Raw genomic sequence first — 20,483 nt, 5'->3', positions numbered from 1 at the left:
GACCCGCCGGGACGCCGTCGCGGACGGTTCGGTAAGAGTGCTGCGTGGCCGATGAACTGACCGAGGAGCCGACCGGCATCGCCGAACGCGCGCGGCGTCGGGACTTCTGGCGTGCCAATGGCTCGGCCGTGGCGGTCGTTGCCCTCGGCGGGGCGCTCGGCGCGCTCGCGCGCTACGGTCTCGCCCAGGGGCTGCCCGGGCGCCCCTGGCACTTCCCGCTCGCCACCTTCATCACCAATGTCGCGGGGTGCTTCGCGATCGGAGTGCTCATGGTCGCGGTGACCGAGATCTGGGCTGCTCATCGGTTGCTGCGCCCCTTTCTCGGAGTCGGCGTCCTGGGCGGGTTCACCACCTTCTCGACCTACGCCAACGAAGTCCGCCAGCTGCTGGCGCCGGGGACGATCGTCGTCGCGGCCGCCTATCTGGCGGGCACCTTGCTCTGCGCTCTCTCGGCCACCTTCGCCGCCATGTGGCTCACCAGGGCGGGGTACGAACGCCTGCGACGCGCGCGAAAGGGGACGCGATGACCGTGCTGCTGGTCCTCGTGGGCGGGGCGATCGGCGCGCCGCTGCGGTATCTGCTCGACCGCGCGGTGCAGGACCGCCGCGACAGTCTGTTTCCCTGGGGCACCTTCTCCGTCAACCTGATCGGCTGCCTGGTGCTCGGCGCGCTGAGCGGCGCCGGGTCGGCGCTGTCGTCGCCGCTGTTCGCCATGCTCGGTACCGGATTCTGTGGGGCGCTGACCACCTACAGCACCTTCGGTTACGAAACCGTGCGGCTGGCCGAACGCGGCGCCTACTTGTTCGCGGCGATGAACGTGGTCGGCAGTGTCGTCGCAGGGCTGATCGCCACCGTGTCGACCTATGCGGCGGTGCACGCCCTGGTCGGCTGACCGGGACAGCCGGATCGGTATGCGACGTGATCCAGCTCACTGCGCTGGCCTGTCGCGCGCTGCGGGGGTTGGGTTAAGCTGACGGAACAGATGCAGATATGCGCATACATGTGATGATGAAAGGGGCAGGGCCGATGGGACACGAACACGGTCACGCGCACGGGCACGGGGTGTCCGGTGAGGCCGACCGCCGGTGGCTGACCATCGCGCTGGCCCTCATCGTCGGCTTCATGTCGGTCGAGGTCGTGATCGGCGTGCTGGCCAACTCGCTGGCACTGCTGTCGGACGCGGCGCACATGCTCACCGACGCCGCGTCCATTGTCCTGGCGCTCATCGCGATCCGCCTCGCGGCCCGGCCCGCGAACGGCAAGTACACCTACGGCTACAAGCGCGCCGAGATCCTCTCCGCGCAGGCCAACGGCGTCACGCTGCTCGTGCTCGCGGGCTGGCTCACCTACGAGGCCGTGCGCCGCCTGCTGGAGCCGCCGGAGGTCACCGGCGGCCTCGTGCTGGCCACCGCGCTGGCCGGTGTGGTGGTCAACATCGCGGCCACCTGGGCGATCAGCAAGGCCAACCGCTCCAGCCTGAACGTCGAGGGCGCGTTCCAGCACGTGCTCAACGATCTGTACGGATTCATCGCCACCGCCGTGGCCGGGCTCCTCGTGCTGACCACCGGTTTCGCCAGGGCGGACGCGATCGCCACGCTGATCGTCGTCGCGCTGATGGTCAAGGCGGGGCTGGGGCTGGTGCGCGAATCGGGCCGGATCTTCCTGGAGGCGGCGCCCGCGGGTGTCGATCCGGACGCGCTCGGGCGCGGGCTGGTGGACATCGATGGCGTCGACGAGGTGCACGACCTGCACGTCTGGCAGATCACCTCCGGTGACATCGCCCTGTCGGCGCATGTGCTGGTCCGCGCGGGGGCGGACTGCCACGGGCTGCGTCAGCGGATCGAGCACCTGCTCGATCACGACTACGGCATCACCCACACCACTTTGCAGGTCGACCACACCCATGCCGTCGCCTCCTCGGCTGCGGCGGATAGGCAGCGCCTGCTGCCGATGCTGGAGGACCACTGCGACGACGCCCACGGCCCGGTGCACCGCGATCGCCCGTCGTCCGCCGCGAATGCCGTGGCGCCCTGACCTACCGGGCGCCACGCGCGTGGACGATGCCGGGCGGGATGTCGCGCAGTACCGGAAGGCGCTCGAACAGGGGAAGGCTCACCGCGAGCGGACCCCGGGATGGGCTGAAGGACGACACCGTCACCTCCGCCACTCGGGGGCTCCATTCACGCAGCAGCCGTGCCGCGTGGCTGCGTTTGACACCCCACGGCATCGGCGGCGCGGTGTAGTGCGCTGTCTTGGCGTAGCCCCGCATCGTCTTACGGGAAAACCACGGCGGGATGATGTCGAACATCAGCTCCACCCCGGGTAGCCGCTCGAAGATCGTGGCGCACAGGCGCCGCACCTCGTCCGGCTCGAAGTACATGAAAAGGCCTTGGGCCGTGACGAAGACACCGCGTTCGGCGTCGACCTCGTCCAGCCACGCCGTGTCGAGCGCGCTGATCGGCAGATGCCGGCAGCGCTCGCTCGGCGGCAGGAACCGTTCGCGCAGCGTGATGCCCTCGGGCACGTCCACGCACAGCCACCGCACGCGCCCGTCGTCGCACCGTTGGAACTGGGTCTCCAATCCGGCGGCGAGTTCGACGACGGTACCGCCCGGATGCGCTGTGAGCCAGGGCCGTACCGCCTGGTCGAAACGCAGCGATCGCACCGCGTGCGTGCCATCGGGAGCTCCGAACGCCCGCTCGTAGTCGTAGTCGAGCGCGTCGAAGATTCGGACACAGTCCGGGTCGCGCAGGATGCCGTCCGGGCGTTTCGCTTCCGCGGCCCGGTTGTAGAGCGTCCACAGCATGGTCTCCGGGACTCCGGTCAATTCGACGCGCGTGCCCATGGTTTCGTCCTCTCCGGCCTGCGGCCGTGTCCGCCCCGATCCTTGCGCTGAGCGAACTTAGCCTACCCTAATTCCGAGAGTGCGGGTCAGCGATCGACGCGGGGGAAGGGCCGCTCGGACTCGATCAGATACGCCAGCTCCAGCAGGGTGCGCTCGTTGCCGCGGGTGGCGGCGAACTGCACTCCGATGGGCAGCCCGGCGTCGGTCAGGCCCGCCGGAACGGTGATGGCCGGCGTCCCGGTGATGTTGTTGATCGGTGTGAAGCAGACGTAGGCGCGCAACCGGTCGAGGAGTTCGTCGAACGGCACGGTCGGGCTGAGATGGCCGAGGGGCGGCGTGGTGTGACCGAGCGTGGGCAGCAGCACCGCGTCGTAGGGCCCGAGCGCCTGCTCATAGGTGGCCGCCGCCGCGCGTAGCCGGTAGAGCGTGAGCGGGGCGCGCAAGGCCCGGCGCAGGAAGAAGGCACGAAGGCCCGCGGTGAGGTCGTCCACGCGGCGCGCGTCGAACCGGCGGTCGAGAAACCGTCCGGTCGTGGTGATCGCGGCCGCGAGCAGCCCCCAATAGTGCAGGAAGGCGCTTTCGATCGTGGCGTCGAACGGCAACGGCACCGGCTCGACCGAATGGCCGCAGGCCTCGAGCGTGCGGGCGACGCTTTCGACGGCATCCCGGGTCGGACCGGCGGGCACCGGCCCCGCGAGGTTGTCGAGCACGAGGGCGATCCGCATGCGCCGTCCCGGTGGACCGTCGACGCGGCCGATCGGCGGCAGCGCCGGATTGCGCCGATACCGTTCGACCGCCGCGGTATACGCCGCCGTGTCGCGCACCGTCCTGGTCAGCACGCCTTCGCTGACGATGTCGACCGGCAGCGAACGCGCCAGCCCGGACACCACGTGCCGTCCCCGCGTCGGCTTCAAGCCGACCAGTCCGGCGCACGCCGCCGGAATCCGGATCGATCCGCCGCCGTCGTTGCCGTGCGCGATCGGGACGACACCCGCCGCCACCAGCGCGGCGGCCCCGCCCGACGAACCGCCCACGGAATACCCGGTGTGCCACGGATTGCGGGTGGGCGCGAGGTGCGGTGTCTCGCTGCTGGCGTTGAAACCGAATTCCGGCATGGCGCTCTTGCCGAGGACGGTGAGACCGGTGCTGAGGAACTGGCGGGTGTAGCCGCTGTGCGCGCGAGCGGGCCGCGCGCGGAACGCGGCCGTGCCCTGATTCGTCGGCATGCCCGCCACGTCGGTGTTGTCCTTCACGAAACTGGGCACGCCGTACAAGGCGCCGGTCCGTTCGGCGGGCAGCAGCGGTTCGGCATAGCTGGAGTAGGCGACCGCCGCCAGCTCCTCGACCCGCTCCGCGCGCGCCACCGCGGCGGCGGCGAGTTCGTGTGGCGCGACCGCACCGTCGCGCACCAGCGTGGCCAAGGCGACGGCGTCGTGATCACCGAGCGCGTCGTCGCCGAAGGCGTGGACGCGCGTGGGTAGCGGAAGATGAGCGTCGGCGGTCATGCCTCGAATCTAATGTGTGCACCAGGCAGTTCGTCCAGACCAGAAAGGACAGCAGGTGGCAGCGACATACCCGGATCCGGTGCCACCGAAGGGCCGGGTGGGCTCGCTGTTGTTCGCCCTCTCGCCCGCGGGACGGCGGTGGAGCGTGGCGTTGCGCGCCGCGCTGGCATTCGCCGTCCCGGCCGCGATCATCACCGGCCTCGGCCATCCGGACGTGGCGGTGTTCGTCATGTTCGGCGCCTTCGCCGTGCTCTACGGCGAGGGGCGGCCGTACCGGGTGCGCGGCTGGGTCGTCCTCGCGGCCGGCTCGGCGTTGCTGGCTTCCTGCGGCGTCGGCGCTGCGATCGGCGGCCTGCTGGACGCGGGCTTCGGTTCATCGCTGCTGATGGTCGTCGTGGTGACGGCGATCGCGGTCGTGGCCGTGTTCGTCATCGATGCGCTGCGGCTGGGTCCGCCGGGCGCGCTGTTCTTCGCGCTGGTCTGCGCGGGCGCGATGAAAGCGGCCGAGACCGGCACCGCGGTGGCGACGCTGTTGTTCGGCGCCGCCTGCGGTGTCGCGGCGGCGCTCGCCGTGTCGATGGCCGGGGTGCTGCGTGATCGCCGCAAACCGGAACGGACGGCGGTCGCGGCGGCGGTCCGCGCGGTCGACGCCTACGTCGCGGCGCGGGAGGCGGGGACGCCCGCCATCGACCTGCGCCACCGGGCGGGCGCCGCGATGGCCGACGCGTGGGCCGCGGTCTACGACGCGGGCCTGCCCTCCGACCCGGGCGAAGCCGAGTTGCTGGCCACCTTGCAGGGCGCGCGCCGCGGGCTCGCCGGGCACGCTCCCGACGACGACACCGACGATCTCCTGGTCGATCCTCTGGTCTCGTTCGCCCGCCCGGCCATCGGCTTCCGGCTGGCGCGTTCGCTGTCGTTCTCCTCGCACGCGGCGATCAGCGCGCTGCGGGTCGCAGCGGGCTGCCTCGGCGCGGGCGCGCTGAGCGCGCTGCTCGGTCTGGACCGTCCGCACTGGGCGGTGCTCAGCGCCCTCATCGTGCTGCAAGCCGGGCCCGATCGCGTGCGGGGGCAGGTGCGGGCCATCCACCGGTTCGTCGGCACCATCGCTGGACTCGGCCTCTTCGCGCTCATCTACCAAGTGGGGCCGACCGGCTACGCGCTGATCGTCCTGATCGCCGCGCTGCAGTTCTGCATCGAGCTGTTCGTGCCGCGCAACTACGCGCTGGCAGTCGTCTTCATCACGCCGGTTGCGCTCATCGCGGGTGGGGTCGCCACCACGGGCGGACCGATCGGACCGGTGCTGCGCGACCGGTTGTGGGAGACCGTGCTCGGCGTCGCCGTCGCGGTGCTCGCGCTGTACGGCGTCGCGCCCCGCGCCCACCGGCGCACCTTCCGCTGGATGGAGCACCGGGTGCGCGCCGCCGCCGACGTCCTGCTCGACCGCCTGCGGCACAAGCCGATGGACGCCGTGGCCTGGGTGCTGGTCCAGCATCTGCAATTCGAGCTGGTCGGCGTCGTCCGCAGCGGCATCGACTCGGCGACCGACGACCCGGAGTGGACCCGCGAGCACTGGCCGGAGCACGCGGCGCTCGCGCACTTCGGTCACGACCTGCTCGCCGCGTGCTGGGTGCTGCCACCCGGCGGGTGGCTGCCGGACGTGGACGGCTGGGCGGCCCGCTCGGCGGCGGCCCGGTTCGAGCCGGAGGCGACGGCCGGGCCGCCTGCTAGCGTTCGGCGCATGCATGACAGCGTGACGGTCCGGATGGCCGCGCCCGCCGACGAGATCTGGGCACTGGTCAGTGACATCGAGAACACCGGGCGGTTCAGTCCCGAGACGTTCGCCGCGGAGTGGCTCGGCGGCGCCACCGGCCCGGCGGTCGGCGTGAAGTTCCGCGGTCGCGTCAACCGCAACGGCTGGGGGCTGAAGTACGCGACGGTGTGCCGCATCGTCGCCTGCGAGCCGGGCCGGGAGTTCGCGTTCACCGTGCTCGGACCGCGGGGCATGCCGATCAACACCTGGCGCTATGTCTTCGAACCGGTCGACGGCGGCACCGACGTCACCGAGTCGTTCCAGCTGCACAGCAACCCGGTGCTGCGGCTGTACTGGTTGCTGGCCGGGTGGACGCGCGGCAAGACCAACGTCGAGGGGATGCGCGAGACGCTGAACCGGATCAAGGCTGTCGTCGAATGATCGCGAGACACAGCCGCCGGGCCGGGGCGGAGCGATCATGACCGCGCCCGTGCTTCTCGTGCTCGGCGCCGGGCCCGGTGTCGGGTTGTCGGTGGCCCGCCTGTTCGCCGCCGACGGTTACACCGCGGTGCTGGCCTGCCGGTTGCCCGAGGAGGCCGAGCCGTTGACGAAGGAATTGCGCGAGCAAGGCTTCGACGCCGAGGGCGTGGGGGTGGATCTGCGCGATCCCGCCGACGTGACCCGGGTGGTCGCCGGGGTGGGCGAACGCCACGGCCGGATCGACGTATTGCACTTCAACCCCAGCGTCTTCCGGGAAGCCGATCCGTTACGGCTCTCCGTGCCGGAGTTGATCGAGGACTTCACCGTCGGCGCGGCGGCGCTGCTGCCCGCCGTGCAAGCGGCGCGGCCCTTCCTGTCCGAGGGCGCCCGCGTGCTGGTCACCGGCAGCGCGGCCGCGGACAAGCCGTGGCATCGGGCCGCTTCGCTCGGCGTCCAGAAGGCGGCGGTGCGCAACTTGGTGACCAGCTTGGACGCCACCCTCGCGCCCGAGGGCATCCGGGCCGTCGCGGTGCAGATCAACGGAGTGCTCGGCGAGGGCGCGTTCACACGCGACCGTGTGGCGGCGGCGCTGCACGCCGCGGCCACCCGCCCCGCCGAAGAATGGACGCCGCACGTCGCGTACGACGGCTGACCGGCACCGCCGACGGAGCCCGATCGCTGAGACGCGGGGTGCTCGGCGAGGGCGGTTCAAAGGTGACGGTGCGGGGTCGGGACTGCCCGCAGCGGCCCTCGCTGCGCCGAAGGATGGACGCCGCACGTCTCCTCGACGGCTGACCGGCGTCGCTGACGTCGTCGGATCGCCGCGAACGCGGATGCTCGGTGCGGGCGCGGTCATGCGGGACGGTGTGGCGGCGGCGTTGCACGCGGCGGCAACCCGCCCCGCCGAGGGCTGGAGCCCGCATGTCTCGTACGACAGCTGACGCGTCGCTAGCGGCGCCGGATCCCGAAACGCGGGTGCTCGGTGCGGGTGCGTTCGCGCGGGACGGTGTGGCGGCGGTGTTGCACGCGGCGGCGACCCGCCCCGCCGAGGGCTGGAGGCCCCATGTCTCGTACAACGGCTGAGCCGCGTCGATAGCGGGGGCCGGATCGCCGCGAACGCGGGTGCTCGGTGCGGGTGCGTTCATGCGCGACGGTGTGGCGGCGGCTCGCCTCGCCGAGGGTTGGACGCTGCATGTCTCCTACGACGGCTGACCGTGGCTAACGGGGCCGGATCGCCGCGAACTCGATGGGCAAGTGCGCGGGTCCGCGCAGGTTGACGTGCTCCCGGTACGGCGGCGGGTCCATCAGGAGGGAAGGCGATTCCACCCGTTGCGCGAACCGGGTCAGCGCCACGCGCGCCTCCAAGCGGGCCAAGGGAGCGCCGACGCAGAAGTGCGCCCCTAGGCCGAAAGCCAGGTGGCGGTTGTCCCGCGCCGGGTCGAAGCGGTCGGGGTCGGCGAACGTCGAGGCGTCGCGGTGCGCGGCGGCGATCAGCAGCACCACCAGATCGCCGCGCTGGATGTCCGTGTCGCCGACGGTCATGTCGTCGGCGGCGATGCGCGGGATCAACTGGACCGGCGGGTCGAAGCGCAGCGTCTCCTCGACCACGCCCGCCGCCCGGTCCGGATCCGCGCGGAGGGCGGCGAGTTCGTCCGGCCTGCGCAGCAGGGCGAGGGTCGCGTTGGCGATCAGGTTGACGGTGGTCTCGTGTCCGGCGACCAGCAGCAGTGCGCAGGTCGAGATCAGTTCCGCGTGGGTGAGCGCGTCCCCGGCGTCTTCCGCGGCGATGAGTTCGGACAGCAGATCCGGTCCGGGGGCGCGGCGGCGGCGATCGGTGAGTTCTTCGAAGTAGGCGTGCAGTTCGGTCCCGGCGCGCTGGATCTGCGCCGGGTCGGCGCGGAACTGGGCGGCGGCGCGGGAGGTCGGATCGAGGGTGCGCGACAGCAGCGCGGACCAGGCGCTCAGCCGGGCTTCGTCGGCGAGCGGCACGCCGAGCAGTTCGCAGATGACGGTGACCGGCAGCGGGTAGGCGAAGTGGTCGACGGCGTCGAATCGCCCCTCGCGGGCGCGCTGGTCGAGCAGGTCGTCGACGATCTCGGTGATCCGGGGTTCCAGTCGCCGCACGACGCGCGGGGTGAACGCCTTGGACACCAGGCGGCGCAGGCGCGTGTGGTCGGGCGGGTCCAGGAACAGGAACGAGGGTTTCGCCCGGGCCGCACCGTCGTCGCGCGTGCCGTCGTAGATCGGCATCGACCCGAGTTGCAAGCGGGCCAGTGACCGGTCGACGCTCGCCCGGGGATCGCGCAGCACGGCGGCGCAGTCGGCATAGCGGGTCAGCACGACCGCCGGAGCCGTGCCGATCCGGAACGCGCCGGACTCGCGCAACCGCGCGAAGAGGGGATACGGGTCCGGCCGCACCGCGGGGTCGAGCAGGCGCACGTAGTCGTCGGTCGGGTGGTTCGTGGTCGTCATCGACACTCCCAGCTGTCGGCCCGGAGGGGCACGGTCTGTTGGTATTATCGTGATACCGATGGTAGGAAAGCAATACCGATCCAGGATGCGAAAATAGCGCCATGACATTGCGGCGCCCGGTCGACGATTCGGTCACCCGCGTGGTCGAACTGCTCGGCGACCGGTGGACCATCCTGCTCATCGCCGAGGCGTTCTTCGGGGTGCACCGTTTCAGCGATTTCGCCCGCAACATCGGCATCACCAATCGCAACCTGCTCACCAGCCGCCTGCGCATGCTGATCGACGCGGGCATCTTCACCCGCACCGATCACGGCGGCGGGCGCGTCGACTATCACCTCACCGCCGCGGGCCGCGAGCTGTATCCGATCGTCACGGCGATGATGGTCTGGGGCGATCACCACCTGGCCGGGCCGGAGGGCCCTCCGATCGTCCTGGAACACCGCGGCTGCGGGCAGGAGACCTCGCCCATGCTGGTCTGCGACCACTGCCGCGAGCCGATCGACCCGCGCGACGTCGAACCCAAGGCCGGTCCCGGCTTCCACCAGCCGCCGGGGGCCGAGCAAGCCGGGTGAGTGGGACGCGGGTGCGGCAGTCGGCCGGCGCATCGCAGGAGGCTCACTACGGGACCGGTGCGGCCATGGTCACGCGACCGGCTGGCGGCTTTTCCCTGGTCGGAGTCGACGCCTCGGCGAGACGTCCGGTCGCGGACGTGGTCGTCGAACAGCTCCATGCCGGGCAGACGGCCGAGGAGTGCGCAAAGTGTTTGTCACCCGATGGATGCAGTCGGGCCTGATGTGCCTCGATCTCCCGGGGCGCCGCGCTCGAGAGTGGTCATCGGGCGCTGCTGCTGCGCCGAGAGCGCTTTGGCGGCGGGCAGCCCGAGCCGCCGATGCGCCGGGAGCGAGGGGCGGCGAGGCGAGCGCCACGTCGGAAGCAGGAGCGGACGAACCCGGAGAGCTGGGCGGATCGGCGCTCAGTCCAGTAAGCGGACGAACGACTCGGCCAGATACAGCGGTAGTAGCAGGTAGTACAACAGCATCGCCATCGAGCCGGCTCCGATCGTCAACGCGGGTCCCACGCGGCGCCGCCCCGGGGGCGTCGCGCGGGGATTGGAGACCGAGTGGTCTCGCGAGAGCAGGAATGTAGTGCAGCTTCCCGCCCTCGGCAAGACCGGTCAGCGTGTCGGCTGGACGGCCGCTACCGCAGCGCGCTGCCCTGCACCCACTGATCCCACGGCAGGCCCCAGTCGCCGTTCTGCCAGACCTCGAGCGGTGCGCCGCCGGTGTTGCGGATCTCCACCACGTCACCGGGGACGGCGAAAGCGAAGAACCACTGGGCGTTCTCGCCGCTGAGGTTGAGACAGCCATGGGACACGTCGGTGTTGCCCTGCGCCCAGACGGTGGAGTCGAGCTGGTGCAGGTAGATGCCGTCGGTGCTGATCCGGGTCGCCCAGCCGATGGCCTCCTTGTAGCCGAGGCGCGAGTTGATCGGCAGGCCGTAGGTGGACGAATCCATGATCACCGGATTGGCCTTGTCCATCACCGTGTAGATCCCGGGCTGGGTCCAGAAGGTGATCGTCTTGCCCGCGACGACCTCGCTGCCGCCCATGCCCATCGAGGTCGGCATGGTGCGGATCAGCCTGCCGTTCTCGAAGACCTGGATCTGCTTGGTGTTGTCGTCGGCGATCGAGACGTGCGACGCGCCGATGGTGAACGTGGTCTTGGTGTCCTCTTGGCCGTAGAGTCCTCGGCCGAGTTCCTGGCCGTAGATGTTCGCCGCCACGCTCACTTTGGTGCCGGGCGCGTAGTACTCCTTCGGGCGCCAGTGCGCGTTGCGATCGTCCACCCAGTACCACGAGCCCTCGACGGGCGGGTCGGTGGTGACGGCCAGATGCTTCTCGGCGGCGGCGCGGTCGGGAATGTCCTCGTCGAAATGGGCCACCACCACGGTGCCCACGCCGAACGTGCCGCCGTCGGACAGCGGCGTGCCGCCCGTGGTGGTCAGCGCGACCTTCGTCTGGTTGTTCGGGCTCAGCGTGGCGAACGTCGAGGTGGTGGGCCCGGTTCGGCCGGTGACGGTCAGTCCTTCCGCCGTCACCGTGTAGGTGCGGCCGTAGCCGAGCGGCTCGGTGGGTTTCCAGGCCGTCTTGTCCGGCGTCAGGATCCCCTCGACGACCTTGCCCTGCTCGTTGGTCATGGTGACCGACGTCAGCTGGCCGTCGGCGGTGCTCACCTGGACCGGTGCGAGGGGATCGACATCGCGGGCGCCGGATGCGGGTGCGATGGCGATGGGCGCGGGCGCAGGGCCCGCGGGCCCCGGTGTGCCGCCCGGTTCGGACGAAGACGAGCACGCCGCCAGGAGCACCGCCATGACGAGGGCGAACCCCGCGACGACGCCGGACCGGACGCGACTGCTCGCCAATGCGTTTCTCCCGTGTTCGCCCCGCGCACCGAATGGCGCCTCCGCGCCTACTGCCCCCTCGCAGTTTACCGACCGTTCGCCTGCCCGACCTCGTGCGAAGAAGACCCACGGTGGATTCCCAGCGGCCACACAGGAAGCGGTGCATCCATCTCCAAGCCTGCCGCTTCCGGTCGGCGGGTCCGTCGCGAGCGCGGCCGCGGCCGACGGCCGAAAGTACCGATCGGGACGGCCCAGGTGCGTGCCATGCTGAGGGCCGGAACCGACCGAGGGGAACGAATGCAGAATCGCCCATCGGCAGCGGAGTTGCTGGAATCGCTCGCCGAACTGCTCGAGGAGACGCTGCTGCCCGCCCTTCCCGCGGGATTGCAGCACAAGGCGCGGGTGGGGGCCAACCTCGCCAGGATCGTGCGCAGGGAGATCGAATCGGGCCCGGGTGCGGCCGAGCGGGAGCGTGAGTTGCTCGCGGCGGTGGCCGAGGGCGATGACGAGCGACTCTGGGAAGCGCTGGTCTCCGTCGTGCGGGCCGATCTGGACATCGCCAAGCCGGGGTACGACGCCTGGGCGGGCGAGTGAGCGCCGACCTGGCCCGCGGCTTGGCCGCGTTCCTCGAGTCGGGCGGCGGCCGACCGGTGACGGTGTCGAATGTCGAATATCTGTCCGCCGGGGCTCGCCGCCGTAACGTCGCCTTCGAAGCCGACCTGGGCGGTGGGACACGGCGCTTGGTCGCGACCATCGTGCCGAGCGCGATCGAGCTGGTTCCCGTCGACGTGGAGGCCGCCGTCCGGGAACTGGCGCGGACCAATGGCGTGCCGGTGCCCCCCGTGGTGGCGATCTGCACCGATAGCGCGTATGTCGGAGGGCCGTTCGTGGTCTCCGAACGGGTGGACGGTGAGACCGTGCCCCGCAAAGTCTTACGACTGACCGAGGCCGCGTGTCTCGGCGAACGAGTCGCCGAGCAGCTCGGTGAAGCCATGGGCCGCCTGCATGCCATCGATCCGTCGACCGCGCCCACCCGGCTGCCGGAGGCGGCCGCCGATCCCGGACGTCAGCTGACCGAGGCGGCCGAGCACGTGCGCGCGCTCTTGCCGGACCGGCCGGTGTTCGCCCTCGCCCTGCGCTGGCTGGAACGCCGCTGCCCGCCCGCGCCGCCCCGCACCGCGCTGCTGCACACCGACCTGCGCAACGGCAACATCGTCGTCGGCCCGGACGGCCTGCGGGCTGTGCTGGACTGGGAAGGCGCGCAGCGCCATGGCGATCCGATGCGCGACGTGGCCTGGCCCGCGCTGCGCATGTGGCGCTTCCGCGCAGACGACCGGGAATTCGGCGGACTCGCGGGCCGCGCCGCGTTCGTGCGCGGCTACCAGCGCGGCGGCGGCGATTTCGACGAAGACCGGTTCCGCTGGTGGAAGGTGATGTGCACGCTCGCCTGGGGCGTCGGGCTGGCCGGGCAGGCCGCGGCCCATCTGGACGGCAGTGTGCGGGACATCGTGATGGCGGCCAGCGGGCGCCGCGTCTCGGAAATCGAATGGGACCTGCTGATGCAGATCCGACCCACTGCGAAAGGCTGACTGCTCCGATGGATTTCGAGCTACCCGCGGAACTGGTCGACTACCTGGCCGAACTCGACGCGTTCATCGATCGGGAGATCACGCCGCTCGAGCAGATCGACGACAACATCCGCTTCTTCGACCACCGCCGCGAGGACGCCCGCACCGACTGGGATCGCGGCGGCCTGCCGAACGCGCGCTGGGAGGAGTTGCTGGCCGAGGTGCGCAGGCGCGCCGACGCCGCCGGTCACCTGCGGTACGCGTTCCCCGCGCAGTACGGCGGCCGGGACGGCACCAATCTCGGCATGGCCGTGATCCGCGAGCACTTGGCCCGGCGCGGCCTGGGACTGCACTGCGACCTGCAGAACGAGCACGCTATCGTCGCCAACAACGTCGGCTTGCTGCTCATGCTCGAGTACGGCACACCCGCCCAGCGGGCGGAGTGGGTGGACGGGCTGGCCTCGGGGACGAAATTCTTCGCCTTCGGCATCACCGAGCCCGAGCACGGCTCCGACGCGACCCACATGGAGACCACGGCGGTGCGCGACGGGGACGACTGGGTGATCACCGGGCGCAAGACCTGGAACACCGGCGTGCATATCGCCGACGCCGACCTGATCTTCGCGCGCACCTCGGGCGGGCCGGGCGACGCCGCGGGCATCACCGCGTTCCTGGTGCCCACCGACGCGCCCGGATTCGTCGTGGAGGAATACCTATGGACCTTCAACATGCCCACCGACCACGCTCGCGTCGCGCTGGACAGGGTCCGGGTACCGGACACCGCCGTCTTCGGCGGCGAGGGACGCGGCTTGGCGGTGGTGCAGCACTTCTTCAACGAGAACCGGATCCGCCAGGCCGCGTCCAGCCTGGGCGCGGCGCAGTACTGCATCGACGAGTCGGTGGCCTACGCCAAACAGCGCAAGCCCTTCGGCAAGCCGCTGGCCACCAACCAGGCGATCCAGTTCCCCCTGGTGGAGCTGCACACCCAGTGCGAGATGCTGCGCGCCCTCATCCACAAGACCGCGTGGTCGATGGACACCTACGGCACGTTCGCCGTCTCCGAGCAGGTCTCGATGTGCAACTACTGGGCCAACCGGTTGTGCTGCGAGGCCGCCGACCGCGCCATGCAGGTGCACGGCGGCCTCGGCTACTCCCGGCACAAGCCGTTCGAGCACATCTACCGCCACCACCGGCGCTATCGGATCACCGAGGGCGCCGAAGAGATCCAGATGCGGCGGGTCGCGGGCTATCTTTTCGGGTTCATGGGCAGCGGAGCGCCCAAGGGGGTGTGAGCAGGACGGTTCACAGGCGACGGATCCGGGCCAGCCACGCCGCGGCGTCGACCTGGCCCGACTCGGAGATCTCCAGGTCCGCGGCCTCTTGGGCGACCAGGTCGGTGACTCGCCCCCGGTACTTGGCCGGGCGGAGGTCCTCGACCGTCCAGCCGTCGCCGAACGACTCCCGGATCAACGTGTCGCTGATGCGCGGGCCGAAACCCGGCTCGACGTCGGAGAGCGCGAGAACGTAGACCGTGCCGCCCGGCTTGCAGACCGCGTGCAGGCTGCGGACATAGGCGGCGCGCGCCTCGTCCTCGGTCCCGAAGACGTGGAACAGCGCGCTGTCGACCACGGTGTCGAACGCGGGCGCGGAGCCGGGCGGGTCACCGGCGAAGTCGGGCCGTTCGCCGAGCGCGAGCGCGTCGGCCACCTCGAACGCGGCGGACGGCACGCCCTGCTCGGCCGCGTTGGCGCGCGCGTACGCCACCGCGCTCGGCGACATGTCTATGCCGCGCACGTCGTATCCGAGCCTGGTCAGCAGGATGGTGTGCTCACCCGCGCCGCAGCCGGGGTCGAGCACGCGTCCGGCGATGCCGCCGTCGCGCTCGAGCGCGACGATGGCCGGTTGCGGCTCGCCGATCACCCAGGGTGCGGTGTCGTTGTCGTAGACGGTGTTCCAGAAATCAGCTGGACGAGTCATGCAGACCATGGTCCATCCTCAACCGCGCTCGAGGTCAACCCGCCACGCCCGGCGAGGCGCCTCGCCGGGCCGGCTGCCCGGTGTGCGTCAGGGCGGCAGGGCTGGGTACGCGCGGGTTATGAGCACACCGAATGTCGATCCGACGACGGCGGAGTCGATGCAGCAGGACGCGGATTTCGCCGACGAGCACACCAAGCCGACGCACGCTGACGAACACCCGGCCGGCGCGGACGTCGAGACCGACGAGTCGACACCGAGCGGGCACAGCGGCATGGATCAGTGAGCACGGGCGTGGCACGGATCCGCGCCGGGAACCGTGCCACGAACCGGGCTCAGGCGACCGTGACCAGGCGGGCCGCGTTCGCGGACTCGTCGTCGGCCGCCTGATTGGCGGCCAGTTCCGCGTGCACCCGCTCGCGGTAGCGGGCGATCTCGCGCTCGGTGGTCTCGGCGTCCCACTCGAGGTGCGCGCCGATCAGCCAGGCCACCTCGGCCGCGGCGGCCAGACCGCGGTCGGGCGCTTCGATGGAGACCCGGGTGCGGCGGGTGAGCACGTCGTCCAAGTGCAGAGCGCCCTCGTGCGTCACCGCGTACACCGCCTCCGCGCCCAGGTACTCGGGTGCGCCGGTGAGCGGGTCGCCCAACGCGGGCTCGCGGGCGATCAGGTCGAACAGGTCGGTGATCGCCGAACCGTACCGGCCGAGCAGACGCTCGACCGTCGCCCGCGGCAGACCCGCGCGCTGGGCGAGGCTGTCCAGGTCGGCGGCGAGTTCCTGGTAGCCCACCGCGCCGAGGATCGGCAGGTGCTCGGTCACCGACGGGGCGACCGCGCGGCCGAACCCCGCCACCGCCGCGTCCACGACGTCGGCGGCCATCACCCGGTAGGTGGTGTACTTGCCGCCCGCGATCACGAACAGGCCGGGCGCCGGTTCGGCCACCGCGTGCTCCCGCGAGAGCGTCGCGGTGTCGGCCGACGCTCCGGACAGCAGCGGCCGCAGCCCCGCGTAGGTCCCGACGACGTCGTCGCGGGTGAGCGGTTCGCGCAGCACCCGGTTGACGTGGTCGAGCAGGTACCGCACGTCGGCGTCGCTGGCCGCCGGATGGTCCTTGTCCAGCGACCAGTCCGTGTCGGTGGTGCCGATGATCCAGTGCCGGTGCCACGGGATGACGAACAGCACGCTCTTCTCGGTGCGCATGATCAGGCCGGTGTCCAGGTGCAGGCGATGGCGCGGCACCAGGATGTGCACGCCCTTGGACATCCGGACGTGGAATGGGAAATCGACGCCGGTCATCCGGTTCATCTCGTCGGTCCACACTCCGGTGGCGCTGATCACCCGGCGCGCGCGGACGGTGTGCACCCGGCCGGTCTCCCGGTCGATGACCTCCGCGCCGACGACGCGTTCACCGTCGCGCAGCAGCGCCGTCACCTTGGTGCGGGTGAGCACGGTCGCGCCGTGCTGCGCGGCCGTGCGCGCGATCATCATCGTGTGCCTGGCGTCGTCGACCTGCGCGTCGAAGTACCGGATCGCGCCGGTGAGCGCGTCCTCGCGCAGCGCGGGCGCGAGTTCCAGCGCGCGGGTGCGCGACAGGTGCCGGTGCATCGGCAGCGCGCGGGCGCCGCCGATGGTGTCGTACAGGGCGACCCCCGCGCCGATGTAGGCGCGCTCCCAGACGCGGTGCCGCAAGGGCAGCAGGAACGACACGGGCCGCACCAGGTGCGGGGCCAGCCGGTGCAGCAGCAGGCCGCGTTCCTTCAGCGCCTCCCGGACCAGCCAGAAGTCCAGCTGCTCCAGGTAGCGCAGCCCACCGTGGATGAGCTTGCTGGAGCGGCTGGAGGTGCCCGCCGCGAAGTCCCTGGCCTCCACCAGGGTCACGGTCAGGCCGCGGGAGGCTGCGTCGAGGGCGGCGCCCGCGCCGACCACGCCGCCGCCGATGACGAGTACGTCGATCTCGGTGTCGCCGAGTGCGTTCACCGCGCGGGCGCGGTACTTGGCGTCCAATCGTGCGGACACAGCGGTATCTCTCCTTGTTTCGGGGTTATTCGGGGAGGACGGCGTCGCCCCTCATTCGTCGACGTCGATCCAGTCCAGGGTGCGGGCGACGGCCTTCTTCCAGCGCGCGTAGCCACGCTCGCGCTGCTCCGCCGACCAGGTCGGGTTCCAGCGCTTGGCTTCGTTCCAGTTCTGTTCCAGCTCGTCGGTGTCGTTCCAGAAGCCGACCGCCAGCCCGGCCGCGTAGGCGGCGCCGAGCGCGGTGGTCTCGGCGACCACCGGGCGCGACACCGGCACGCCGAGGAAATCGGCCTGCAACTGCATGCACAGCTCGTTGGCGGTGACGCCGCCGTCCACCCGCAGCACGTCCAGCTGGACGCCGGAGTCGGCCTGCATCGCCTCGACCACGTCGCGGGTCTGGTAGCAGATCGATTCCAGCGTCGCCCGCGCCAGATGGGCGTTGGTGCTGTAGCGGGACAGGCCGACGATCGCGCCCCGCGCGTCCGAGCGCCAGTACGGCGCGAACAAGCCGGAGAACGCGGGCACGAAATACACCCCGCCGTTGTCCTCGGCCTGCCGGGCCAGCGATTCGCTCTGCGCCGCGCCGGAGATGATGCCCAGCTGGTCGCGCAGCCACTGCACCGCCGAGCCGGTCACCGCGATCGAGCCTTCCAGCGCGTACACCGGCTTCTGCGCGCCGAACTGGTAGGCCACCGTGGTCAGCAGGCCGTGCTGGGAGCGCACGATCTCGGTGCCGGTGTTGAGCAGCAGGAAGTTGCCGGTGCCGTAGGTGTTCTTGGCCTCGCCGGGACGGAAGCAGACCTGTCCGACCGTGGCGGCCTGCTGGTCGCCGAGCACACCGGCCAGCGGCACGACGCCGCCGAACGGTCCGTCGGCCCGGGTGGTGCCGAACAGGTCCGGGTTGGCCGAGGGCGCGATCGTGGGCAGCATCGCACGCGGCACGCCGAACACCGACAGCAGTTCGTCGTCCCAGTCCAGGGTCTCCAGGTCCATCAGCATCGTGCGGCTGGCGTTGGTCGGGTCGGTGACGTGCACGCCGCCGTCCACCCCGCCGGTCAGCTGCCACAGCAGCCAGGTGTCGGTGGTGCCGAACAGCGCGTCGCCGCGTTCGGCGTCCTCGGCCACCCCCGGGACGTTGTCCAGGATCCAGCGCAGCTTGCCGCCGGAGAAGTAGGTGGCGGGCGGCAGGCCCGCCTTGCGCCGGATGGTGTCGCCGTGGCCGGCCCGTTCCAGTTCGGCGGCGATGCGATCGGTGCGGGTGTCCTGCCAGACGATCGCGTTGCAGTACGGCCGCCCGGTCTTGCGGTTCCACACCACCGTGGTCTCCCGCTGGTTGGTGACGCCGACCGCGGCCAGGTCGCTCGCGACGAGATCGGCCTTGGTCAGGGTGGTCTGGATGACCGCGCGGGTGCGCTCCCAGATCTCGGTCGGATTGTGCTCCACCCAGCCGGGGCGCGGCAGGATCTGCTCGTGCTCGAGCTGGTGGCGGGCGACCTCGTTGCCACCGTGGTCGAACACCATGAAGCGAGTGCTCGTGGTGCCCTGGTCGATGGCGCCGACGTACTGGCTCATCGCGGTCCTTTCGGGAAACTACTGCGGGAGAGAAGGATTCAGAACAGGAACTGTGCGGCGAGCCCGGCCAGCGCGCCGCCGAGCAGCGGACCGAGTACCGGCACCCAGGCGTAACCCCAGTCGGAGTCCTTGCCGCGCGGCGCGGCGTCGGGCGATCCGGCCGGTGCGGGAGCGCCCGCGCCCACCGGGACCAGGACCGCGTCGGCGGGGACGGATTTGCTCACCGGCAGCAGGGCGTGCGCGATGCGGGGGCCGAGATCGCGAGCGGGGTTGATGGCGTAGCCGGTCGGACCGCCCAGCGAGGCGCCGATGCCGACGACCAACAGCGCGGCGGCGGCCGGGCCGAGCCCGCTCGGCGTGTGGCCGAAGGTGAGGATCACCAGGACGAGGGTGAACGTGCCGATCACTTCGGTGACGAAGTTCCAGCGCAGGGCGCGGATCGCGGGGCCGGTGGCGAATACCGCGAGCTTCTTCTCCTCGTCGGTCTCGGCGTCGAAGTGGCGCTTGTAGGCCAGGTAGGCGACGGTCGCGCCGAGGAACGCGCCGGCGAATTGGCCGCTCAGATACGCGAGTGTCGCGGAGCCGGAGACCGCGATGCCGGGGGCGAACTCGTCGGCGCCGCTGAACAGGATGCCGACGGTGACCGCGGGGTTCAGATGGCCGCCGGTCTTGTAGGCGACGTAAACGCCGGCCAGCACGGCGAACCCCCATCCCACGTTGATCAGCAGCCAGCCGCCGTCCAACCCTTTGGACTTCGCCAGCAATACGTTCGCGACCACACCGACCCCGAGCAGCACCAGCACGCCTGTGCCGAGCGCTTCGCTGAGGAAGATCGAGCCGAAGTTCATCGTTGAGCCTCCGTTCGCCCCGCACGTCGCGGACGCGATCGTGCGTGCAACGGAAGTTACGGCGGGACGAGCGAGCCGGATACCGCTGCCGTTCGACAATGTCGAACGCCTCGACTGGTTGCCGGAAGGCGGCGCCACTACCGTCCGACGCGCGAGGAGGATGTATGGCGCAGCTCACACCCGGTTTCACTGATGTTGCCCGGGTATTACCAACCGTTCGACAATGTCGAATCACGACGCGAGTAGGTTTTCCGACATGCCGGGTGCGATCCAATCGATCGAGCGGGCGGCGGCCGTGCTGCGGCTGCTGGCCCGTGGTTCCGGGCGGCTCGGCGTCGGCGACATCGCGGGCGCGCTCGACCTGCCCAAGCCGACCGCGCACGGCATCCTGCGCACTCTCCAGGGCGTCGGCTTCGTCGAACAGGACCCGGCCACCGGCAAGTACCAACTCGGTGCGGCGCTGCTGCACCTGGGCACCAGCTACCTCGACGCGAACGAGTTGCGTTCGCGCGCGATCAATTGGGCCGACGCGCTGGCGGCGCGCACAGGCGAGTCGGTGCGGATCGGCGCGCCGATGGACGGAGCGGTGGTCGTGGTGCATCACGTGTTCCGGCCGGACAACACCCAGCAGGCGCTCGAACTCGGCGAACTGCTGCCGCCGCACGCCACCGCGCTGGGCAAGGTCCTGCTCGCCTACGACGCCGACCTGGCCGCCACGATGCGCCGCGCCGAGCTCGCCCCACTCACCCACCGGACCCTCGTCGACCGCACCGCGCTCGCCCGGGCGCTGGGCGGCGTGCGGCAGGCCGGCTGGGCGGGCGATACCGAGGAATTCCGCACGGGCGAGGCGGGGATCGCCGCGCCGATCCGGGCGCCCGGTGGACTCGTGGTCGGCGCCATCGGCATCACCGGCGCGGTGGACCGGCTCTGCGACGCCCAGTTGCGGCACCGGCCCGCGCTGGTCGGCCAGGTGCTCGACGCCGCACGGGCGGTGTCGCGTGATCTCGGTGCGGGGCACTGACTTTCGCCCCGCCGGTGACCAGCCGATGTCGAG

Annotated in this window: 20 protein-coding genes and 1 pseudogene; 13 read left to right on the top strand and 8 right to left on the bottom strand. The window is 71.0% G+C overall.

What is annotated here, in order from left to right:
• Positions 1-44: 44 nt before the first annotated feature.
• The 3 genes from ABZ552_RS28130 to ABZ552_RS28120 all read left to right on the top strand — a co-directional run bounded on the left by ABZ552_RS28130 (position 45) and on the right by ABZ552_RS28120 (position 2,034).
• The gene (locus ABZ552_RS28130; protein ID WP_281875144.1) at positions 45-527 is read left to right on the top strand and encodes a CrcB family protein; all 483 of its coding nucleotides are present in this window, start codon (positions 45-47) and stop codon (positions 525-527) included.
• Positions 524-892 carry a fluoride efflux transporter CrcB gene (gene crcB / locus ABZ552_RS28125; RefSeq protein ID WP_281875143.1) on the top strand — a complete coding sequence of 123 codons (369 nt, stop codon included), beginning with the start codon at positions 524-526 and terminating at the stop codon, positions 890-892. The genes ABZ552_RS28130 and crcB overlap by 4 nt, the downstream gene beginning before the upstream one ends.
• Positions 893-1,026: 134 nt before the next feature.
• Positions 1,027-2,034, top strand: coding sequence for a cation diffusion facilitator family transporter (locus ABZ552_RS28120; RefSeq protein ID WP_357440861.1), 1,008 nt, complete (start codon positions 1,027-1,029; stop codon positions 2,032-2,034).
• A 1-nt stretch (position 2,035) separates the two neighbouring features.
• Here ABZ552_RS28120 and ABZ552_RS28115 read toward each other — a convergent pair whose 3' ends face one another.
• On the bottom strand, positions 2,036-2,845 hold the full coding sequence (locus tag ABZ552_RS28115; RefSeq protein ID WP_281916801.1) for a class I SAM-dependent methyltransferase: 810 nt from the start codon (positions 2,843-2,845) through the stop codon (positions 2,036-2,038).
• Between the two features lie 86 nt (positions 2,846-2,931).
• Positions 2,932-4,350 (bottom strand): amidase, encoded by a 1,419-nt coding sequence (locus tag ABZ552_RS28110; RefSeq protein WP_357440858.1) that lies wholly within the window; start codon positions 4,348-4,350, stop codon positions 2,932-2,934.
• 229 nt (positions 4,351-4,579) lie between these two features.
• Here ABZ552_RS28110 and ABZ552_RS28105 point away from each other — a divergent pair.
• The 4 genes and pseudogenes from ABZ552_RS28105 to ABZ552_RS28090 form a co-directional block, all read left to right on the top strand.
• Positions 4,580-5,689, top strand: a pseudogene (locus ABZ552_RS28105) (FUSC family protein); the annotation flags it as partial.
• 399 nt (positions 5,690-6,088) lie between these two features.
• Entirely contained in the window at positions 6,089-6,541 is a 453-nt protein-coding gene (locus ABZ552_RS28100; RefSeq protein WP_357440939.1) for an SRPBCC family protein, read from the top strand.
• A 37-nt stretch (positions 6,542-6,578) separates the two neighbouring features.
• Positions 6,579-7,232, top strand: a complete 654-nt coding sequence (locus ABZ552_RS28095) for an SDR family oxidoreductase (protein WP_281875138.1) — start codon at positions 6,579-6,581, stop codon at positions 7,230-7,232.
• A 269-nt stretch (positions 7,233-7,501) separates the two neighbouring features.
• Positions 7,502-7,663 (top strand): hypothetical protein, encoded by a 162-nt coding sequence (locus tag ABZ552_RS28090; RefSeq protein ID WP_281916803.1) that lies wholly within the window; start codon positions 7,502-7,504, stop codon positions 7,661-7,663.
• Positions 7,664-7,798: 135 nt separating this feature from the next.
• On the opposite strand, the gene ABZ552_RS28085 is transcribed toward ABZ552_RS28090, so the two are convergent.
• Complete coding sequence (locus tag ABZ552_RS28085; RefSeq protein ID WP_281916804.1) at positions 7,799-9,052, bottom strand: cytochrome P450; 1,254 nt, start codon at positions 9,050-9,052, stop codon at positions 7,799-7,801.
• 101 nt (positions 9,053-9,153) lie between these two features.
• Between ABZ552_RS28085 and ABZ552_RS28080 the strand changes: the two genes are divergently transcribed.
• Positions 9,154-9,624, top strand: a complete 471-nt coding sequence (locus ABZ552_RS28080) for a helix-turn-helix domain-containing protein (protein ID WP_281916805.1) — start codon at positions 9,154-9,156, stop codon at positions 9,622-9,624.
• Between the two features lie 625 nt (positions 9,625-10,249).
• On the opposite strand, the gene ABZ552_RS28075 is transcribed toward ABZ552_RS28080, so the two are convergent.
• The gene (locus tag ABZ552_RS28075; RefSeq protein WP_357440936.1) at positions 10,250-11,422 is read right to left on the bottom strand and encodes an Ig-like domain-containing protein; all 1,173 of its coding nucleotides are present in this window, start codon (positions 11,420-11,422) and stop codon (positions 10,250-10,252) included.
• A 327-nt stretch (positions 11,423-11,749) separates the two neighbouring features.
• Between ABZ552_RS28075 and ABZ552_RS28070 the strand changes: the two genes are divergently transcribed.
• The 3 genes from ABZ552_RS28070 to ABZ552_RS28060 are packed head-to-tail and all read left to right on the top strand — an operon-like array spanning position 11,750 to position 14,312.
• Complete coding sequence (locus ABZ552_RS28070) at positions 11,750-12,046, top strand: DUF6285 domain-containing protein (RefSeq protein WP_281916806.1); 297 nt, start codon at positions 11,750-11,752, stop codon at positions 12,044-12,046.
• Entirely contained in the window at positions 12,043-13,041 is a 999-nt protein-coding gene (locus ABZ552_RS28065) for a phosphotransferase family protein (protein WP_357440852.1), read from the top strand. The genes ABZ552_RS28070 and ABZ552_RS28065 overlap by 4 nt, the downstream gene beginning before the upstream one ends.
• A gap of 8 nt (positions 13,042-13,049) precedes the next feature.
• Positions 13,050-14,312, top strand: a complete 1,263-nt coding sequence (locus tag ABZ552_RS28060) for an acyl-CoA dehydrogenase family protein (RefSeq protein WP_357440850.1) — start codon at positions 13,050-13,052, stop codon at positions 14,310-14,312.
• 10 nt (positions 14,313-14,322) lie between these two features.
• Here the strand turns inward: ABZ552_RS28060 and ABZ552_RS28055 are convergent, their stop codons facing one another.
• Entirely contained in the window at positions 14,323-14,997 is a 675-nt protein-coding gene (locus ABZ552_RS28055; protein ID WP_281875132.1) for a class I SAM-dependent methyltransferase, read from the bottom strand.
• Between the two features lie 118 nt (positions 14,998-15,115).
• On the opposite strand from ABZ552_RS28055, the gene ABZ552_RS28050 reads away from it, so the two are divergent.
• Positions 15,116-15,280: a hypothetical protein gene (locus ABZ552_RS28050; RefSeq protein ID WP_201298045.1), complete on the top strand. Its 165-nt coding sequence runs from the start codon at positions 15,116-15,118 to the stop codon at positions 15,278-15,280.
• 49 nt (positions 15,281-15,329) lie between these two features.
• On the opposite strand, the gene glpD is transcribed toward ABZ552_RS28050, so the two are convergent.
• Genes glpD through ABZ552_RS28035 form a run of 3 tightly spaced genes read right to left on the bottom strand, consistent with a single transcriptional unit; the run spans position 15,330 to position 19,429 of the window.
• Positions 15,330-17,009 carry a glycerol-3-phosphate dehydrogenase gene (gene glpD / locus ABZ552_RS28045; protein WP_281875131.1) on the bottom strand — a complete coding sequence of 560 codons (1,680 nt, stop codon included), beginning with the start codon at positions 17,007-17,009 and terminating at the stop codon, positions 15,330-15,332.
• A 51-nt stretch (positions 17,010-17,060) separates the two neighbouring features.
• Positions 17,061-18,581 (bottom strand): glycerol kinase GlpK, encoded by a 1,521-nt coding sequence (glpK, locus tag ABZ552_RS28040; RefSeq protein ID WP_281875130.1) that lies wholly within the window; start codon positions 18,579-18,581, stop codon positions 17,061-17,063.
• Positions 18,582-18,619: 38 nt separating this feature from the next.
• Entirely contained in the window at positions 18,620-19,429 is an 810-nt protein-coding gene (locus ABZ552_RS28035; RefSeq protein ID WP_281875129.1) for an MIP/aquaporin family protein, read from the bottom strand.
• Between the two features lie 256 nt (positions 19,430-19,685).
• On the opposite strand from ABZ552_RS28035, the gene ABZ552_RS28030 reads away from it, so the two are divergent.
• The gene (locus ABZ552_RS28030; RefSeq protein WP_281875128.1) at positions 19,686-20,450 is read left to right on the top strand and encodes an IclR family transcriptional regulator; all 765 of its coding nucleotides are present in this window, start codon (positions 19,686-19,688) and stop codon (positions 20,448-20,450) included.
• Positions 20,451-20,483: the final 33 nt, after the last annotated feature.

Origin of the sequence: Nocardia sp. NPDC019219, from assembly GCF_040632645.1 — a bacterium.
Lineage (GTDB): Bacteria > Actinomycetota > Actinomycetes > Mycobacteriales > Mycobacteriaceae > Nocardia > Nocardia sputorum.
Note: the sequence above shows the minus strand (reverse complement) of the source record. Positions and strands in the feature narration are given on the sequence as shown.

Excerpts from the sequence above, each read along its gene's own strand:
- crcB (WP_281875143.1), top strand. The coding sequence starts at position 524 with ATGACCGTGCTGCTGGTCCTCGTGGGCGGGGCGATCGGCGCGCCGCTG.
- ABZ552_RS28120 (WP_357440861.1), top strand. The coding sequence starts at position 1,027 with ATGGGACACGAACACGGTCACGCGCACGGGCACGGGGTGTCCGGTGAG.
- ABZ552_RS28115 (WP_281916801.1), bottom strand. The coding sequence starts at position 2,845 with ATGGGCACGCGCGTCGAATTGACCGGAGTCCCGGAGACCATGCTGTGG.
- ABZ552_RS28110 (WP_357440858.1), bottom strand. The coding sequence starts at position 4,350 with ATGACCGCCGACGCTCATCTTCCGCTACCCACGCGCGTCCACGCCTTC.
- ABZ552_RS28100 (WP_357440939.1), top strand. The coding sequence starts at position 6,089 with ATGCATGACAGCGTGACGGTCCGGATGGCCGCGCCCGCCGACGAGATC.
- ABZ552_RS28095 (WP_281875138.1), top strand. The coding sequence starts at position 6,579 with ATGACCGCGCCCGTGCTTCTCGTGCTCGGCGCCGGGCCCGGTGTCGGG.
- ABZ552_RS28090 (WP_281916803.1), top strand. The coding sequence starts at position 7,502 with ATGTCTCGTACGACAGCTGACGCGTCGCTAGCGGCGCCGGATCCCGAA.
- ABZ552_RS28085 (WP_281916804.1), bottom strand. The coding sequence starts at position 9,052 with ATGACGACCACGAACCACCCGACCGACGACTACGTGCGCCTGCTCGAC.
- ABZ552_RS28080 (WP_281916805.1), top strand. The coding sequence starts at position 9,154 with ATGACATTGCGGCGCCCGGTCGACGATTCGGTCACCCGCGTGGTCGAA.
- ABZ552_RS28075 (WP_357440936.1), bottom strand. The coding sequence starts at position 11,422 with ATGGCGGTGCTCCTGGCGGCGTGCTCGTCTTCGTCCGAACCGGGCGGC.
- ABZ552_RS28070 (WP_281916806.1), top strand. The coding sequence starts at position 11,750 with ATGCAGAATCGCCCATCGGCAGCGGAGTTGCTGGAATCGCTCGCCGAA.
- ABZ552_RS28060 (WP_357440850.1), top strand. The coding sequence starts at position 13,050 with ATGGATTTCGAGCTACCCGCGGAACTGGTCGACTACCTGGCCGAACTC.
- ABZ552_RS28055 (WP_281875132.1), bottom strand. The coding sequence starts at position 14,997 with ATGACTCGTCCAGCTGATTTCTGGAACACCGTCTACGACAACGACACC.
- ABZ552_RS28050 (WP_201298045.1), top strand. The coding sequence starts at position 15,116 with ATGAGCACACCGAATGTCGATCCGACGACGGCGGAGTCGATGCAGCAG.
- glpK (WP_281875130.1), bottom strand. The coding sequence starts at position 18,581 with ATGAGCCAGTACGTCGGCGCCATCGACCAGGGCACCACGAGCACTCGC.
- ABZ552_RS28035 (WP_281875129.1), bottom strand. The coding sequence starts at position 19,429 with ATGAACTTCGGCTCGATCTTCCTCAGCGAAGCGCTCGGCACAGGCGTG.
- ABZ552_RS28030 (WP_281875128.1), top strand. The coding sequence starts at position 19,686 with ATGCCGGGTGCGATCCAATCGATCGAGCGGGCGGCGGCCGTGCTGCGG.